The sequence below is a fragment of the Thermostichus sp. MS-CIW-30 genome (assembly GCF_054058015.1).
The window spans coordinates 60,120-76,796 of record NZ_JBSRZW010000014.1; the positions used below are offsets into that span (position 1 = coordinate 60,120).

15 protein-coding genes and 2 pseudogenes are annotated in these 16,677 nt (G+C 59.5%); 9 read left to right on the plus strand and 8 right to left on the minus strand.

The features are described from left to right. Nucleotides 1–90: 90 nt before the first annotated feature. The 4 genes and pseudogenes from ACVWXW_RS07940 to ACVWXW_RS07955 all read left to right on the plus strand — a co-directional run. Entirely contained in the window at nt 91–1,632 is a 1,542-nt protein-coding gene (locus ACVWXW_RS07940) for a hypothetical protein (protein WP_457403446.1), read from the plus strand. A gap of 136 nt (nt 1,633–1,768) precedes the next feature. Continuing rightward, nucleotides 1,769–2,560 carry a serine O-acetyltransferase gene (cysE, locus tag ACVWXW_RS07945; RefSeq protein WP_457403447.1) on the plus strand — a complete coding sequence of 264 codons (792 nt, stop codon included), beginning with the start codon at nt 1,769–1,771 and terminating at the stop codon, nt 2,558–2,560. Between the two features lie 152 nt (nt 2,561–2,712). Then, a complete protein-coding gene (gene purH, locus ACVWXW_RS07950) occupies nt 2,713–4,446 on the plus strand; it encodes a bifunctional phosphoribosylaminoimidazolecarboxamide formyltransferase/IMP cyclohydrolase (RefSeq protein WP_457403448.1) in 1,734 nt (577 codons plus the stop codon). 101 nt (nt 4,447–4,547) lie between these two features. Continuing rightward, a pseudogene (locus ACVWXW_RS07955) lies at nt 4,548–4,731 on the plus strand (hypothetical protein); the annotation flags it as partial. Nucleotides 4,732–4,791: 60 nt separating this feature from the next. Here the strand turns inward: ACVWXW_RS07955 and ACVWXW_RS07960 are convergent. The 4 genes from ACVWXW_RS07960 to ACVWXW_RS07975 all read right to left on the minus strand — a co-directional run bounded on the left by ACVWXW_RS07960 (nt 4,792) and on the right by ACVWXW_RS07975 (nt 7,654). Continuing rightward, nucleotides 4,792–5,523 carry a transporter substrate-binding domain-containing protein gene (locus ACVWXW_RS07960; RefSeq protein WP_414522463.1) on the minus strand — a complete coding sequence of 244 codons (732 nt, stop codon included), beginning with the start codon at nt 5,521–5,523 and terminating at the stop codon, nt 4,792–4,794. A 79-nt stretch (nt 5,524–5,602) separates the two neighbouring features. Further along, nucleotides 5,603–5,959, minus strand: coding sequence for a 50S ribosomal protein L20 (gene rplT, locus ACVWXW_RS07965; protein WP_457403449.1), 357 nt, complete (start codon nt 5,957–5,959; stop codon nt 5,603–5,605). 133 nt (nt 5,960–6,092) lie between these two features. Continuing rightward, entirely contained in the window at nt 6,093–6,293 is a 201-nt protein-coding gene (gene rpmI / locus ACVWXW_RS07970) for a 50S ribosomal protein L35 (RefSeq protein ID WP_011434387.1), read from the minus strand. A 128-nt stretch (nt 6,294–6,421) separates the two neighbouring features. Further along, entirely contained in the window at nt 6,422–7,654 is a 1,233-nt protein-coding gene (locus ACVWXW_RS07975; RefSeq protein WP_457403450.1) for a class I SAM-dependent methyltransferase, read from the minus strand. Between the two features lie 72 nt (nt 7,655–7,726). On the opposite strand from ACVWXW_RS07975, the gene glcD reads away from it, so the two are divergent. Next, a complete protein-coding gene (gene glcD, locus ACVWXW_RS07980) occupies nt 7,727–9,238 on the plus strand; it encodes a glycolate oxidase subunit GlcD (RefSeq protein ID WP_457403452.1) in 1,512 nt (503 codons plus the stop codon). A gap of 61 nt (nt 9,239–9,299) precedes the next feature. Here glcD and ACVWXW_RS07985 read toward each other — a convergent pair whose 3' ends face one another. Further along, entirely contained in the window at nt 9,300–11,186 is a 1,887-nt protein-coding gene (locus tag ACVWXW_RS07985) for an AAA family ATPase (RefSeq protein WP_011434384.1), read from the minus strand. Nucleotides 11,187–11,331: 145 nt separating this feature from the next. Between ACVWXW_RS07985 and ACVWXW_RS07990 the strand changes: the two are divergent. Further along, nucleotides 11,332–11,515: pseudogene (locus ACVWXW_RS07990) on the plus strand (hypothetical protein); the annotation flags it as partial. A 73-nt stretch (nt 11,516–11,588) separates the two neighbouring features. Here the strand turns inward: ACVWXW_RS07990 and hypB are convergent. From hypB to ACVWXW_RS08005, 3 genes are all read right to left on the minus strand, one after another. After that, entirely contained in the window at nt 11,589–12,278 is a 690-nt protein-coding gene (hypB, locus tag ACVWXW_RS07995) for a hydrogenase nickel incorporation protein HypB (protein ID WP_414343585.1), read from the minus strand. A gap of 35 nt (nt 12,279–12,313) precedes the next feature. Next, nucleotides 12,314–12,883: a phycobiliprotein lyase gene (locus ACVWXW_RS08000; protein WP_011434381.1), complete on the minus strand. Its 570-nt coding sequence runs from the start codon at nt 12,881–12,883 to the stop codon at nt 12,314–12,316. Nucleotides 12,884–13,937: 1,054 nt separating this feature from the next. Further along, nucleotides 13,938–14,234, minus strand: coding sequence for a hypothetical protein (locus ACVWXW_RS08005; RefSeq protein ID WP_011434379.1), 297 nt, complete (start codon nt 14,232–14,234; stop codon nt 13,938–13,940). 214 nt (nt 14,235–14,448) lie between these two features. Here ACVWXW_RS08005 and ACVWXW_RS08010 point away from each other — a divergent pair, with 214 nt between their 5' ends. From ACVWXW_RS08010 to ACVWXW_RS08020, 3 genes are all read left to right on the plus strand, one after another. Beyond that, a complete protein-coding gene (locus ACVWXW_RS08010; protein WP_011434378.1) occupies nt 14,449–14,691 on the plus strand; it encodes a Ycf34 family protein in 243 nt (80 codons plus the stop codon). Nucleotides 14,692–14,837: 146 nt separating this feature from the next. Next, nucleotides 14,838–15,851, plus strand: a complete 1,014-nt coding sequence (gene hemF / locus ACVWXW_RS08015; protein WP_457403460.1) for an oxygen-dependent coproporphyrinogen oxidase — start codon at nt 14,838–14,840, stop codon at nt 15,849–15,851. A gap of 39 nt (nt 15,852–15,890) precedes the next feature. After that, nucleotides 15,891–16,586: an alpha/beta hydrolase gene (locus ACVWXW_RS08020; protein WP_457403453.1), complete on the plus strand. Its 696-nt coding sequence runs from the start codon at nt 15,891–15,893 to the stop codon at nt 16,584–16,586. Nucleotides 16,587–16,677: the final 91 nt, after the last annotated feature.

The window sequence follows — 16,677 nt, forward strand, 5'->3', positions numbered from 1 at the left end:
TCCCGACAAATCTCCGGACTGGCAGGAATCGGCCCAGGGCCATGGGCAAACGGTAGAATGAGACGATTAATTGCAGGATCCCAGCCTCCGATGGCCCCACTGAGCAGCGGTGAGCCTCCCTATGACATTCTTATTCTCTCAAACGGCCCTGGAGAGCTGACCACCTGGGTGCGTCCGGTGGTGATGGAATTGCGCCAGCAACTGCCTCAGGCACGCCTCTCCCTGGTGCTGTCCCCCTGCCCCCATGCTTCCGGGCAAGAGATGAAGATAGCGCAAGCGTTCGTCGACGTGGATCGGGTGCAGGATCCCGATTTTTTTCTGGCTTTTTTGCTTACCGGCCAAACCGAAGAAGCCTGGGATTGGGCCAAGCGAGGGGTGGTGCTGTTTCTGGGGGGGGATCAGTTTTTTGCCGTCTGGATTGCTCGCCGCTTGCGCTATCGGCTGGTGGTCTATGCTGAGCATCAACCCCGTTGGCGGCCTTGGGTACATGCTTTCGCCGTGCGAACCGAGGCCATCAAACGCCGCTACGATGGCGGACGGCTGCTGGGCCACCCTTGGGCCCACAAAATGCACGTTGTCGGGGATTTGATGGCGGATGGCGTAGCCAGCGCTGTCTATTTGCCGGGGGTGCCCCTTTCCGGCTGGCTTGGCAGCAGATCTCCTGCCGCTGCCTCCAAACCCACGGCAGGCTTTTCTTCCCCAACCCAAGCCTTTGGCCTGCTCCAAGATGCATCTCCCAGCTCCATCGGCGAGGGGGAGCCTGTAAGAACTGCGCCAGAGAGAGTGGGGAACCGCTTCACCGATCGCGTAAGCGGGCCGGAGGCCTTTCGCGTAAGCGGGCCGGAGGCCTTTGAAGAATTGCTACCGCGCGGCTGGCAGCGTCTGAGCGATGAGAACCGCACCCACTATCAGGTGGGGCTGCTCCCAGGCTCCAAGCCAGCCAAGCTCTCCTTGGGGGTGCCATTGGTGTTGGCTGTGGCCGATGAGCTGCGACAGATGCTGCCGAATGTCCGCTTTGTGATCCCGGTGGCCCCAGGACAAACCCCCCAGTCGTTGGCAGCCTATGCCCATCCCAAGCTCAATCCCGATATGGCTTTGATCTATGGCACCTCAGCCATTCTGGAGCAGACCAATCTGGGATCCCAGTTTGTTACCCCCTTTGGCAGCACGGTGCAATTGTGGACAAGCTTCCCTGCCTATTCTGTGCTGGCCAACTGTGATCTCTGTCTGACCACCATTGGCGCCAACACCGCCGAGCTGGCCTATTTGGGGGTGCCGATGGTTGTGGTGATCCCTACCAACAAGCTGGAGGCAATGCGCGCCTGGGATGGGATCCTCGGCCTGTTGGCCCACCTTCCGGGCTTGGGCACTTGGCTGGCCCGCGTCTTCAATAGGATTGCTCTGCGTTGGCTGGGCCACTTGGCTTGGCCGAACATCTGGGCGGGGCGAGAGGTGGTGCCAGAGTTGCGGGGCCATTTGCGCCCGGTGGCCGTGGCCGAGCAAATGCGAGTTCTGCTGGAAGATCCCCAGCGCCGTCAGCAAATGCAGACAGAACTGCAGCGGCTGGGGGGCAAGCCGGGAGCTGCCCAAGCTATTGGACAACTGGTGGCTCAACAGTTGGGTAAAGGCTAGGGCAGAAGGCAATTTGCTTGAGCTCGACCCAGTGGAGAGTTGCGCGAGGAGCTCCCTTGGCCCGATTGGAGATCTCTCCTTGCTGCCGGCAAAAAGTGCTAAAAGGGGAGTGGAGGTTCCTAAACGGAGACCATTCATGCTGACGGAGGCCGAGCAGTCGGCGGTGGAAAGCCCCAAAACGGGGGAGGGCAATTCTCTCCCTGCTGGCAAGCCGGAGCCAAAACTGGGGTTCTGGCAGCAATTTTGGGAGGATGTTGATTGTGTCTTCGATCGGGATCCGGCAGCACGCAATCGCTGGGAGGTCATCTTCACTTATCCCGGTGTGCATGCTCTGTTTTTGCACCGCATCGCCCACTGGCTGTGGAAACAGCGCTGGTTTTTCCTAGCGCGGCTGCTCAGCTTCTTGGCTCGTTCTTTCACATTGATTGAAATCCACCCGGCAGCCAAGATTGGGCGGCGCTTTTTCATTGACCACGGCTGTGGGGTGGTGATCGGTGAGACGGCAGAAATTGGTGATGATGTTACCCTCTACCACGGGGTCACCTTGGGGGGTACTTCCTGGAGCAAGGGCAAACGTCATCCCACCCTGGAAAACGGGGTGATTGTCGGCACGGGGGCCAAGATTCTGGGGCCGGTTCGCATTGGGGAAAAAGCTCGTATCGGAGCCAACGCGGTCGTGATTCAGGATGTGGCTCCCGGCATGACGGTGGTTGGGATCCCAGGCCGTGCGGTCATCCCGCCCCATCAGCGCCGCATCCCCGCCCATGGCATTGACCTGGATCACCATCTCATGCCTGACCCGGTGGGGCGTGCAATCGAGCAGTTGCTGCACCGTATTCAAGATCTGGAGGCCCAGGTGGCCCGCCTTAACCGGGAGCGGGAACAGGTCCGGCAGGATCAGGTGAGAGGCGAAGCAGAATATTCCTGATCCGTCCTGCTGATGCGAACGATCTGAAGATTTGTCTGAACCAGGTGGCTGGACAAGAGGGTCCAGCTTTCGGGGTATGCTGTGAGAGCGCTGGGCTGGGTATCCCGGCCAGCTTTTTCCTCTGGGCCCTTCTCTACTGGATAACGCCTCCAATGCCCCTTGCTACTGCGCAACGCTGTCGCGAACAGGATTCTGTACCGTTGGCTTTGTTGAGTGTATCCGACAAAACCGGACTGATCCCGCTGGCCCAGTCCCTCGTGCAAGAGCATGGCTTTCAACTGCTCAGCAGTGGGGGAACCGCCAAGGCGCTCTCAGAAGCTGGGATCCCGGTCACCCCTGTCTCTGCCCACACTGGCGCGCCGGAAATCTTGGGGGGAAGGGTGAAGACGCTGCACCCCCGCATCCACGGCGGCATTTTGGCCCGCCTGGAATGCAGCGAAGACCGGGCAGACCTAGAGGCGCTGGGGATCCCTCCCATCCAACTGGTGGTGGTCAACTTCTACCCTTTTGAACAGACAGTGGCCCAGGCAGGAGTGTCTCTGGAGGAAGCTTTTGAGCAGATCGATATCGGCGGGCCCACTTTGGCGCGGGCGGCAGCCAAAAATTATCCCTACGTTACGGTGCTGACGGATCCCAGCCAGTACCCCCAGTATTTGCAACTGCTCTCCGGGGCCTATGGGGAAACAGAGCGGCTGGCGTTTCGCTTCCAGTGTGCTCGTCGGGCCTTTGAGCAGGTGCTGGCCTACGACCGCGCCATCGTCACCTACCTGGCTCGCCTGGAGCTAGCAGGTCCCTCCCAGTCCTCCGCAGCTGCCGCTGAAGACAGGTTTCAACTGCAAGGGATCCTGTGGCAACGCCTGCGCTACGGGGAAAATCCCCATCAAGCTGCCACTTGGTATGTGACGGATCCGGCTGCCCCCGGCTGGCACCGGGCTAAGCAGTTGCAGGGGAAGGAGCTGAGCTACAACAACCTGCTGGATCTGGAGGCGGCCCGTGCCCTGGCGGCAGAGTTAACCTTGTTACTCCGCAATGCTGATGCGACGCGGCCCACTGACGGGAAGGGCTCTGTGTCTTCTGGCTCTGCTCGGAGGGAGTTCTTGCAACCTGAACAAGCGGTGGCGGTGGTGGTTAAGCACAACAACCCCTGCGGGGTGGCCATTCGCCCATCGCCGGCTGCCGCCCTCGAGGCTGCCCTGGCTGCTGATCCAGTTTCGGCCTTTGGGGGCATCGTCGCCCTCAACCAACCCTTGGACGCAGAGACCGCCCGACGGCTGGTGGAGCCTTTTTTGGAGTGTGTGGTGGCTCCCGATTGCACTCCAGAAGCGGCTGAGCTACTGTCAGTCAAAAAGAACTTGCGGGTCTTGATCTTGCCGGACTTGTGCGTGGGGCCTGCCCAAACAATCCGCACCCTGGCCGGGGGCTTTCTGGTGCAAGACGCCGATTCACCTGTTGCTCTGCAACGCTGTCGCGACCAGGAACCGACGCAAACCGACAGCCCCCCTTCTTGGCAAGTGGTCACCCAGCGCCAGCCCACACCGGAGGAGTGGGCGGATCTGGAATTTGCCTGGATAGTCTGCAAACATGTGAAATCCAACGCCATTGTCGTCGCCAAGCAGAGGCAGACGCTCGGCGTCGGAGCCGGACAAATGAATCGGGTGGGAGCAGCGGAGATCGCTCTCCACCAGGCGGGATCCCAAGCAGCAGGAGCTGTTTTGGCCAGCGATGGCTTCTTCCCCTTTGCCGACAGCGTGGAGATGGCTGCCCAAGCAGGGATCCGCGCCATCATCCAGCCGGGGGGGAGCATCCGCGATGCCGATTCCATTGCTGCTGCCAACGCTGCCGGTATTGCCATGGTTTGCACCGGCATACGTCACTTTCTGCACTGAGCCCGCCTTTCTGCTCAAGAGAGAAATCTTCCCAAGAGAGACAAAGAGCATGACTCTAGTCAATAATAAGCTCAACTATACTGAAAATAATGTATAATATGTTCAGTACGGATTACTACCAGTTGATCTTTCTGTTTACCTTCGAGTCTGCCAACATGGTAGCCAAAGCAAAGCAGAAAATTGGTAGTAAGACGACACGGAAACTGCGCTTTGGGTATTCTACTCAAAGCTTTGCGGGATACCGCCATTCTGTTTGGAAACAAACAGAATGCTATCGCTGCATAGTTGAACAGTGATGTTCAGCAGTGTTCAGCGTAAATGTATCAGTAGGGAGTATCCTCAACTTTAGGGCAACCCCCAGGCTCTGGCCCGCTCTGCCAGCCAGCCCTCAGCCCGCAAATTCTCCAGTTCTCGGCGCACCCGCAGCCGCAATTCGGCGTGCTGCAGCCCCTTGGGCATGGCAATGCCCAGCCCCACCGTTGCCAAGGGGGATCCCAGAAATTGAAACTGTGGCTCCGCAGCGCTTTCGCGACGGGGATGCTCTGCTAGCCACCCTGCCAGCACCGAGCGATCTGCTGCCCACCCCTGCACCGCCCCTTTCAGGAGCAGTTCCGCCCCTTCTCGGTAGGAATCGACAGGCACCAACTCCACCCCTGGCAGGTATCGATTCAGCAGGGGAATGGCGCTGGAACCGCGCAAGACTGCAACGCGACCGCCCCGCAAGTCCGACCAGCTTTCCCAGTTGTGGGAACGAGCCACAACCAAGCTGGGGCCATCCTGATAGTAAGCAGAAGTGAACTCCACCTGGCGCGCCCGATCCGGGGTAATGCCGATCTGAGCAATGGCCAAATCCACCTGGCCGTCAGCCAGCACCTGCAGCCGCTCTACATTCGAGACCGGCACCAACTCCACAGCCTCTGCCGAGCCCAACAGCCGGGATCCCAGCTCACAAGCCAGCTCGATCTCAAACCCCTGCAGATCCCCTTGGGGAGTGCGAAACCCCAGCGGCCTCAAGTTGTCTTTTATGGCAACGCGCAGCCGTCCAGAATCCACAATCTCCGGCCAAGGACGAGCCACAGTAGGGATCCCTCCCCCCAGGCAGGCGAGGGCCAGAATGGCTGCCAGGAAGGACTTCTGGATAGCCGTCGGAACCTCCTCAGGAGGCGCGAGACTGGCGCGCTGCCTCCACCACCCAGGTAAAGGCCTCTGGATCCAGGAAAGCCAAGCGGGCCAACATTTTGCGGTTGAGCTGGATATTGGCTTTTTTGAGACCATCGATGAACTCGTGGTAACGCAGGCCCTGGGCACGGGTGGCCGCGTTGATGCGGGTAATCCATAGGCGACGAAAATCCCGCTTCTTGCGGCGGCGATCCCGGTAGGCGCTGCGCAAAGCCTTCATCACCTGCTGGTTGGCGGTGCGGAACAGCTTTGAACCAGCTCCCCGAAAGCCTTTGGCCAGCTTGAGGATCTTTTTGCGGCGCTTGCGGGCGACATTGCCCCGTTTGACTCTCATGGCAGTAACTCAATAGGAACTTGAACAAACTCAAACTGAAGGGTAGAAGCACTCCGTCCTGCTAACGGGATCGGAACTGCTGTCGCCAATGCCGGCCCCTGAAATCTTCTTGCCGGCGCGAGCGGGATCCCGGCTAGTGGGTGTTGGGCAACATCAGGCGCACATTGACCACATCCCGCTTGTCCACCAGGGCCACACCGGCCAATTTGCGTTTGCGCTTGCTGGTTTTGTGCTCCAGCAAGTGGTTGTGCCCGGCCCTGCGACGCATAAACTTGCCGCTGCCGGTCAGGCGGAAGCGCTTGGCTGCTGCCTTGCGGGTTTTGATTTTGGGCATGATGACAACCCCAGAATATGCGGGGCCAGAGCTAAAGGTCACAGCTTTCTAGGATAAGCCATAGAAGAACAAGAGGGCAAATGCCAAGGTTCGTCCCGCTGAGGCAAGGGAAAGGGGTCGAGAAACTCTCAGGAGACTGAGTTTTGAGGCTCCAGCAGCAGCACTTGCCAGCGCAGCAAGCGTTGCAGTTGCTCAAAGCTCAGGGGGCACTCTAGGCCAGCCTGGATCTCTTGGACGGTGCGGATCCCGTCCACCTGTTGGAGAAAGGCGAAGGCTTCTTCGCTCAGGGAGATGGCTTCGTAAGCGTAGTTGAAAATGCTCCGCCCCGGCCACAGGCCCAGACAGGGGCTGAGGTGGGCAATGGCTGATGCTACACTTTCCGGGCTTGTCCATTCCCAGCAGCGGATGGGGGGCTTGCCGAGAAACAGCTCGTAGTGGGCTACCACCGGATCCAGCAGCTCGATCAGGCGATAGCGTTCCGGTTCCGGCAGCTGAGCCGCCTGAGCCAGCAGGGCCTCGTCTTGGCCCAACACCCGTTCCAGCCGCCAAAACTCCGGGTTGGAAAAGCGCAGAAACTGCAGTCCGGAAGCCCGGATTAATTCAAACAGAGTCTCGATGGTGTAGTCCACTTCCTGGGGGTGCAGGTACATATCGGCGAAGCATTCGTCGTCCACGTTCTCGATGGCCCAGCGGGCCCGTTCTTGCTGCTGGATGCGGTTGGTTTCCGGCAAGATCTCGAAAAGGCGGCGGCCCACCTGGAGACCCCTCTGCAATTGCTCCGCCGAGGCAAGGGTCTGGTGTTCAGAACCCGTTACCAGCAGGCGGATGGCCTTTTGCATGAGGCGGATTTCGTGGCGGCCCAGCTCACCATACACAAACAGGTGCAAGAGCCCGCCGGGAGCCAATTTGCCGGCCAAAGCCTGCAGCCCCGCTAGCGGATCGGGCAGGTGGTGGAGCACGCCCACGCAGTTGATGAAGTCAAACTGCCCCGGCAGCTGGTCGATGTCGTAGACGTTGAGCTGGCGAAACTGCACCGGCGGTGCCTGGGAAGCCCGACAACGGGCCTCGGCAATCTCCAGGGCGCGGCTGCTCAGATCAAAGGCCCAAATTTCTGCGTTGGGGTTTTGGTGGGCAATGTATTCTGTTCCCACTCCCGAGCCACAGCCCGCATCCAGAATGCGCACCTTGCGCCGACCCGGATGGGATCCCGTACAAAAGGCATGGGCCTGGGGCCAACTCCAGCGCCAATTCCACCCCGGCGGGGGAACAGTGCCGACGGGCTGCGGGGGGAAAGGGTAGAGCTCGTAGAGCTGCCGCACTTGGTTGAGGATTTGTTCGGCGCTGGGGGAGTTGGGCTGCATGGACTATCTGTTGGAGCCAGCAAGACTATAGTGACAATATCCCCCTCCCAAACTCCTGCTGAGCCTACTGTTATGAAAGTGCTTCGCACTGCCAGCGCAAAAACTTCTTCTCATCCTCTGCAAACCGGCCTCACCTTCGACTGGATTAGGCTGACGGCTGAGCTCAAAAAGATTTTGGATCCCCAGCGGGTGATCAGCAAGCCGGAGGAGCTGCTGGTTTACGAATGCGATGGGCTGGTCAGCTACCGGCAAAGGCCGGCGCTGGTGGTGCTGCCCCGCACAACAGAAGAGGTAGCGCAGGCGGTGAAGCTGTGCAGCCGCTACCAGGTGCCCTTCGTGGCGCGGGGATCCGGTACGGGCCTCTCAGGGGGAGCCCTGCCGGTGGAAAATAGCGTCGTCATCGCCACCACCCTGATGAAGCAGATCCTGGAAATCGACCTGGACAACCGCTGCATGGTGGTGCAGCCGGGGGTTATTAACACTTGGATTACCCAGGCCGTGGCCGCCCAAGGCTACTTTTATGCGCCGGATCCCTCTAGCCAGTCGGTTTGCTCCATCGGAGGTAATGTGGCGGAGAACTCCGGCGGTGTCCACTGCCTCAAGTACGGCGTAACAGCCAACCACATTCTCGGCCTGACGGTGGTGCTGCCGGATGGGGAGGTGGTGTGCTGGGGAGGCAAGATCCCGGAGATGCCCGGCTACGACTGGGTGGGGCTGTTTGTGGGATCCGAGGGCACCCTGGGCATTGCCACCGAGATTACCCTGCGCTTGCTCAAGGCCCCGGCTCAAGTGCAGGTTTTGCTGGCAGACTTTGACAGTGTGGAAGCGGCGGGATCCACCGTCTCCGACATCATTGCTGCCGGGATCATCCCCGCCGGCCTGGAGATTATGGACAACTTCAGCATCAATGCCGTGGAGGATGTGGTGCAGTTGGGCTACTATCCGCGGGATGCGGCGGCCATTTTGTTGGTGGAGGTGGATGGGCTGGAACTGGAGGTGGAAGAAGCCAGCCAACAGGTGAGGGCGCTGTGCTTCAAAAATGGGGCGCGACAGGTGCAAGTCGCATCCGACCCGGAAGAGCGGGCGCGGGTGTGGAAAGGACGTAAGGCAGCATTTGCCGCCATGGGCAAGCTCAGCCCCAACTACTATGTTCAGGATGGGGTGATCCCCCGCAGCCAGCTAGCCTTTGTCTTGAAGGAAATCGAGCGCCTCAGCCGTGAGTACGGTTATCCGGTGGCCAATGTGTTTCACGCTGGCGACGGCAATCTGCACCCCTTGATCCTCTACGACGAGTCGGTGCCGGGATCCCTGGAGCAGGTGGAGAAACTGGGGGGCGAGATCCTTAAGCTCTGCGTGCGCTTGGGGGGCAGCATTTCCGGCGAACATGGCATCGGGGCAGACAAACGCTGCTACATGCCGGAAATGTTTACGCCTGCGGATCTGGAGAGCATGCAATGGGTGCGGCAGGTGTTCGACCCCCAGCACATCGCCAACCCCGGCAAGATCTTTCCCACCCCCCGCACCTGCGGTGAGTCAGCCCACGCCCACAGCCAACCAGAATGGCAAGGGATCCCAGTCTTTTGATTTTGAAAGTTTGAAGGTGCTCCGAACCGCTGGCGTGATGGGAATAGCCCTCAGGCTGGGATCAGCCGGCTTGGCGTTGCTGCTGCAGCTCGGCAAAGGCTCGACAGAAGTCTTCCTGTTGGATGACCAGGGTTTTGGCATCCACCGTCTCGGAAGTGGCGCGGTGGCGGCGGATGGCGGCAATGGCGGCGCGGTTGCTGAGCAGGGCCAGGTCGGCACCACTCCAACCTTCGGTCTGCTCGGCCCACCCCTGTAAGTCCACATCAGGCCCCAGGGGACGCTTGCGGTTGTGAACGGCCAAAATTTCCCGTCGCCCGCTGCGATCCGGCAGCTCCACGCTCAGGTGCAGCTCCAACCTGCCGGCCCGGGTGAGGGCGGGATCCAAACTGGCTTTGCGGTTGGTGGCGGCCACCACCAACACCCCCTGGCTGGGGCGGATCCCGTCCAGCTCTGCCAGCAGTTGCCCCAGAACGCGGTCGCTGACCCCACTATCCCCGGAGTAGCTGCCTCGCGCCGGGGCGAGGGTGTCGATCTCGTCGATGAAGATGACACAGGGGGCGCATTGGCGGGCGCGGGCAAAAAGTTCCCGTACCGCCTGCTCGGAGGATCCCACCCATTTGCTCAAGAGCTCCGGGCCGGAGACGGCAATGAAGTTAGCCTTGGCCTGGGAAGCGATGGCTTTGGCCAACAGGGTTTTGCCAGTGCCAGGGGGGCCGCTGAGGAGGATGCCCTTGGGCGCTTGGGCCTGAGCCTGCTCGTACAACTCAGGGTGCAGCAGGGATCCCTCGATGGCCTCTTGCAAAATCTGCTTGGCGTGCTCCAGGCCGCCAATTTGATCCCAGCTCACCTGCGGGGATTCAATCTCCACCGAGCGCAGCACCGCCGGCTTCACCTGTTGCAGAGCCTGTTGAAAATCCGCTGCGGTTACCGTCAGGGACTCGGGGATGGGGGATCCCAAATCGGGCACCTGCCGCCGCAAAGCCGCATAGGCTGCTGCCTGGCACAGGCCCCGCAGATCTGCCCCCACAAAGCCCAGCGTCTGATCCGCCAGGCTGTCCAGATCCACATCCTCCGCCAAGGGCATGCCGCGGGTGTGGATGGCCAGGATCTCCCGCCGCCCCTCCCGGTCCGGCACCTTGAAGATCACCTCCCGATCAAAGCGCCCCGGTCGCCGCAGAGCCGGATCCAGAGCCTCAGGCCGGTTGGTGGCTGCCAGCACCACGATCCCCTTTTGGGCCACAAACCCGTCCATCAGCCCCAGCATCTGGGCCACCAGGCGTTTTTCCACCTCCCCCTCGACAGTGGCGCGGTTGGGCACTAGGGCATCGATTTCGTCAATAAACACCAGACAGGGAGCCGATTTGGCTGCCTTTTCAAACAGTTGCCGCAGGCGCGCCTCCGCCTCGCCGTAGTACTTGCCGATCAGCTCCGGGCCGACAATGGCGATGTAGTTCACCCCCAGGCTCTCGGCCAGGGCGCGGGCCGTCAGGGTTTTGCCGGTGCCGGGGGGGCCTACCAACAACACGCCGCGGGGCGGATCCAACCCCAGCTTGGCCAGCAGATCGGGCCGCTTGAGGGGGATCTCCACCATCTCCCGCAGCGCTTGGAGCTGTTCCCTCAGTCCCCCCACATCCTTGAGGCGTGGCCCAGCCCAAGACTCTGGGCGGTCGGCAGAAGTTGCTGGCGGGTCGGGCACAGCGGCCTTGGACGGTTCCTGGAAGCGAACCGCAGACATCACTTGGGGCTCGCTGCTCCAGGGGGGATCCCCCGTTTGGGCAGGGCTGCGGCGGCGGGGGATGGAGCCGGAAGGGGGAATAGAACTGCCCAGAGGACGGGCCTGGATGCGGACTTCGGTTCGCAGCTCTCCACTTTGCTTTTTCTCGTCCAGCTTCTGAGCCAGCTCGATCAACTGCTCAATGCCCTGTACAAAGTCACTTAAATTGGCCATAGCCGGGATTTTCCATCCACACAAGTTATCTGCAAATTGACCCGCCAGAGGTGCTAACTCATCCCCTGCCTGGCCAGCTCAGGTGAGGAGAGCATGACTCTAGTCAATAATAAGCTCAACTATACTGAAAATAATGTATAATATGTTCAGTACGGATTACTACCAGTTGATCTTTCTGTTTACTTTCGAGTCTGCCAACATGGTAGCCAAAGCAAAGCAGAAAATTGGTAGTAAGACGACACGGAAACTGCGCTTTGGGTATTCTACTCAAAGCTTTGCGGGATACCGCCATTCTGTTTGGAAACAAACAGAATGCTATCGCTGCATAGTTGAACAGTGATGTTCAGCAGTGTTCAGCGTAAATGTATCAGTTCCACGGCTAGATGCTCAGTATGATACCCTTCACTGCGGCTGCCGTCGGTGTTGGGCCAGGAGAATCTGCTCTCGGATCCAGCCCAGCCAGGGCTCCAGCCCGTCACCCGTCTTGGCAGAAAGACAAAAAATCGGCACAGAAGGGTTGATCTCGCGGATATTGGCCTGGATCCGATCCAAATCCACCTCCAACACAGGAACCAGATCCACTTTGGTGATCAGCAGACAATCCGCCTCTCGAAACATGATTGGGTACTTGAGAGGCTTGTCTTCCCCTTCTGTGACGCTGAGCAGTGCTACCTTGGCGTGTTCCCCCACCTCAAACTCCGCCGGGCAGACCAAGTTGCCGACATTTTCCACCAGCAGCAAATCCAGTTGTTGGGGATCCAGCAGTGCTTCCAATTGCTGCAAGCCCCCGGCCACCATGGCCGCATCCAAATGACAGGCCCGCCCCGTGTTGATGGCAATCACCGGGATCCCGTAGCGACGCAACCGCTCCGCGTCCAGTTGGGTCGTCATGTCTCCCTCGATCACCGCCAGGCGCAGCGAGCCAGCAAGAGCGACCACGGTTTTCTCCAGCAAAGACGTCTTACCCGCCCCCGGCGCGCTCATGAGGTTCAGACAGGTTACTCCCCAGGCATCAAAATGCTCCCGGTTGTGGTCGGCCTGGTGTTGATTGGCGTGGAGCAGGTTAATCCCCAGATCCAAGACTTGGTGCATGGCACAACCCGTGTTGCGGTTGAGGAGAAAACGCTCTAGCTGCGGAAAGAGCTGGATTCGGCCACCGTAGGGGTGGGAGAAGGGCCGACGGAGAGTTTACGCACCTCGGAGCAGAAAGAAGCCATGCTGAAGCCACCGAACCGCTTGACAGTGCTGGCCCGCAGGCGCAAGTTGGGGCTGGCAAACCAAATGCGCTCTTCCGACTCAGTCATCTCATACTGGGTGTAAAGGGTAAGGGCGCCATCGGATCCCATGACATAGGTACCGGCCACCGGTACTTTCTCAGCGTAGCCCTGATCCCGCAGCAACTGCCCGCGCATGGGATCGGTCTCATCGGGGATAGGTACCAGCACCACGTCTCCCTTGTACTCTTCGTTGTCCCACTCCTGCTCGCCATCCCACCGCACCCGCGCTGCTCCCACAGCTCGTCGGGGATCCACCCTGAACAACTCGCAAACCCGGATGACTGCTGGATCGGTTGCCGCAAGGGTGGCAATTTGTAGCCGCGACCTCCCACCCTCAGAGCGGCGAAAAGCCAAGTGATGGCTGGTGCGTTGGCACATCCACTCCCCAGCACTGAGGGCGAAAAACTCCATTACGGTCATCATGGCCGACGCGGATCCTCATCGATGGAACAGGGTTTGCCGATCTTAGCTTGCAGAGCAACTCAACGATTTAGCTAACGGTGGTGCGGGGGCAATCAGTCCTGCGCTCTACCCGCAGGGTAAGCACCGGGATACAGGGATCCCCACCATACCCCTGAGCGAAATCTGTAGCAAAACCTACTTATGCTGGTGTAACCTACAAGCACCGGATTGATCCAGATGCCTCCCAACAAGCCGCTCGCGTCAGCGGGACGGAGGCCTTGCTGTTGGCGTGGCTGGAGATTGGCCAGGACGTATACAACTACACTTTGCCGGAAATCAACGAGTGGATAGCATCTTGCTCTTGGCCGGTGGACAGGGGTTCCTGGGTGCAGGAGTCCATCCTGTCTGCCGATGCACCGTTCCCTGGGATTAGACTTGTTTTGCAAGCTGGCAGTAGCCAGGGAGGCTGGGGAAGGGAAACTGCCTGTTCAGTCGGTCTGTCGGGGGTTGTAGACCCAGACAAGTGGCGTGGGGCAGGAATGCCCGACCGCGAGGTAAGGACTCCGTCCTGCTGACGGGAAGGGTGGCCCGCGCTCTGTCCACAGGACGAGCGCCGGGAGGATGTCACCATACTCCCCTGCCCAAAGGCAGAGGATTCTGGCTCTTGGTTCCAAGACAGCACTTGCCGTATCGGGTTGCCCCTTTACGACAGCGGTGCCCATCTCCCCAAGCGGGGCAGTTCCCTTCTGCCCTAAGTACCGTTGAAGAGAAAGGGCAAAACCTATTTAGGTTGCTTGCGTAGTCGCCGGGCTACCGGGTTTTTTAAGTGGTTGACTACTCTACTACTGGTCTAGAGTACAGCACAAAAGCTGCCGTGAACGGCAGGGCTTTAGACCCAATTCTTTGGTAAAACAATTGCCAATAAAATGCCAATAAAAGGCTACCCGCTTGCTCGCCTTGCAGGGGCCAACTCAAGCGCTAGACCAAGAGAGCCAAGGTTTTTTTAACTCAGCACAGGTGTCTTTGGGGCAAGGGATCCATCCGACAAGCGCCAACCGACTGCCAGTTGTTTCTAACTGACGGCCACGGGCGACTTAGCGGCAGCAGCAGCGCGATTTTCCTCTTCCTCAGGAGGGACAACGGCAAACTCGATGTGATTGAGCAGGGTGGTCACGAAGGCGAAGAGCAGGAAAGGCAGGGAGATCACCAAAATCAGAGCAATGGTGAGAAAAGCGTAGAGGGGGCTATTCATCAGGGAGAGGGCAGCGGCCAAGCTGGCAAAGATGACAATCAGCCAAACGATGATCTGGCCGTAGATATCTCCAAAGGAGAGGGTGCAGGTGAAGCGGTAGCGGGTGTGGGTGTTCATGGCAGTTCCTCTGGATAGCCTGGATGGTTCGATCCTAAGGACAGATCAAGCCCCATCCTGAGAAATATGTCGAGATTTTAGACGAGAGACGAGGAGATGCCTCTCTTTGCTAAGAAATATCTCAAGAATCGGCTGAGAAAGAGGGGATCCGCCGTCTGGAAGGAGGCAGGATGCTACCCTCAAGATTGGGAACCGTTTCTTGCAGGCAGCAGCCATGTGTATTTGTATTCACTGCTACTACGTGGATCGCTGTACCACCTACCATGCCGTGGAAGCGCAGCATCAGCAACCTCATCTCACACTGACGCCGGATTTTGAGCCGCAGGGCCCCCAGATCAATGTCAATATCCGCAATGGGGGCACCGAGATGGAATGGGATGTGGTGGGCTGCCAGAGCTTTCGCGAGGAACGGAACAAGTGGGCGCGACTTCGTCCCTATGAGGCGGTTCCCACGTAAGATCCAAGAGCGGCCTGGATTTCCAGGGAGTTTCTTGCCCGGCCAGGTTAGAACTCTTCAGTTTGGCAGTTCGGCTCTCCCAGTCTGAGAGGTTTGATGGGGGCTGGAGAGGTTTTTGTCGAGTTTCGAGAGATTGGAAGACTATGATGCTGGCCTCAAGCCCTACAGCGCTGCCAGTGGATGCCCGTCAACAGGTGAGCCAATTCATGCAGCGCCTACAAGATGACATCTGTGCCCGTCTGGAGGCCCTAGACGGAAAAGCCAAGTTTCGGGAAGACCGTTGGGAACGCCCTGGAGGAGGGGGCGGGCGCTCGCGGGTCATTCAGCAGGGAGACGTGTTTGAGCAGGGGGGAGTCAATTTTTCCGAGGTGTTCGGATCCCATCTGCCCCCTTCGATTCTGAAACAGCGTCCAGAAGCGGCAGGGCATCCTTTCTACGCCACAGGCACCTCTATGGTGTTGCATCCTCGCAACCCCTATGTGCCGACGGTACACCTGAACTATCGCTATTTCGAGGCGGGGCCGGTTTGGTGGTTTGGGGGCGGGATGGATCTCACCCCCTATTACCTGTTTGAGGAGGATGCGGCCCATTTTCACCGCACCCTCAAGGCAGCCTGTGACCGCTTGGATCCCGTCTACTACCCAGTTTTCAAGATCTGGTGCGATCGCTACTTTTTCCTACCTCATCGCGGCGAGGCGCGCGGCGTTGGCGGCATTTTCTTCGACTATCAGGATGAACGCCCTGGGCTGCTCTATCGGCCTGAAGGCCAGGCGGAAGGGGATCCCGAACAACTGGCTTCTGAGCCACCATCGTTACAGGTGCGGGTGGGATCCCGCAGTTGGGAACATCTTTTCGAGTTGGTGCAAGCCTGTGGCGAAGCCTTCTTGCCGGCCTATGCGCCGATTGTGGAGCGGCGGCAGGGGATGGAATGGGGAGAGCGAGAACGGCAATTCCAGCTCTATCGTCGCGGGCGTTACGTGGAGTTCAACTTGGTCTATGACCGCGGCACGATCTTTGGACTCCAGACCCAGGGCCGCACCGAGTCGATCTTGATGTCTTTGCCGCCATTGGTGCGCTGGGAATATGGCTACGAGCCGCAACCGGACACGTGGGAAGCCAAGCTCCATCAGGTGCTTCGCCAGCCCCAGGATTGGGCGTAGGCCGGCCATACCTTGTCTCCGCCTTTGAGGATCCGCTGCGTGCCTTCTTCTTTGCCCCTCACCTACCGCTTTCAGCCGCCTCGACAGGTCGGCTTGGGATCCGCACCTGTGTTGGTGATGCTGCACGGGATCGGCAGCCACGAGGGGGATTTGTTCCAGTTGGCCCCCTATCTGGATCCCCGGTTGGCGGTGATTAGCTTGAGAGCCCCTATTCCTTGGAGTGTGGGCGGGTTTGCCTGGTTTGAAATGGCCTGGACGCCAGAAGGGCTGGTGGGGGATCCCCAGCAAGCGCGCAATAGCCTCAAGCTCCTGAGCCGCTTTCTGGAACAGGCGCTGCCCAATGGGATCCCGGATATTGCCTTGGATCCCAGGCAGGTGTATTTGCTGGGGTTTAGCCAGGGGGCGATCATGAGCCTGTACTTGGCTCTGACCCAGCCGGAGAAGCTGGCGGGGGTGGTGGCAATGAGTGGGCGCCTATCTCCAGAGATCCTGGCCGAGGCGGTGGAGCCGGAGCGGATGAAACACCTGGCCATCCTGGTGGTTCATGGCACTGCTGATGCTGTTTTGCCGATTGCTTTTGGCCGCCAGATCAGGGATTATTTTGCCCCGCTGCCACTGAACTTCACCTATCGCGAGTACGAGATGGGCCATGAAGTTTCCCCGGAGAGCCTGCGGGATATTCAGGTGTGGTTGCAAAACCTGTTGGATAGGAGAGATTCGGAAGTGAAAACGTAAACTACCCGACTCCGACCGCTAAAGCGGTACGGAGCGGGCTTTCGGTAGCCCTGCAGTTGGCAAGCCAACCACGAACCTCTAGGCTGGTTTA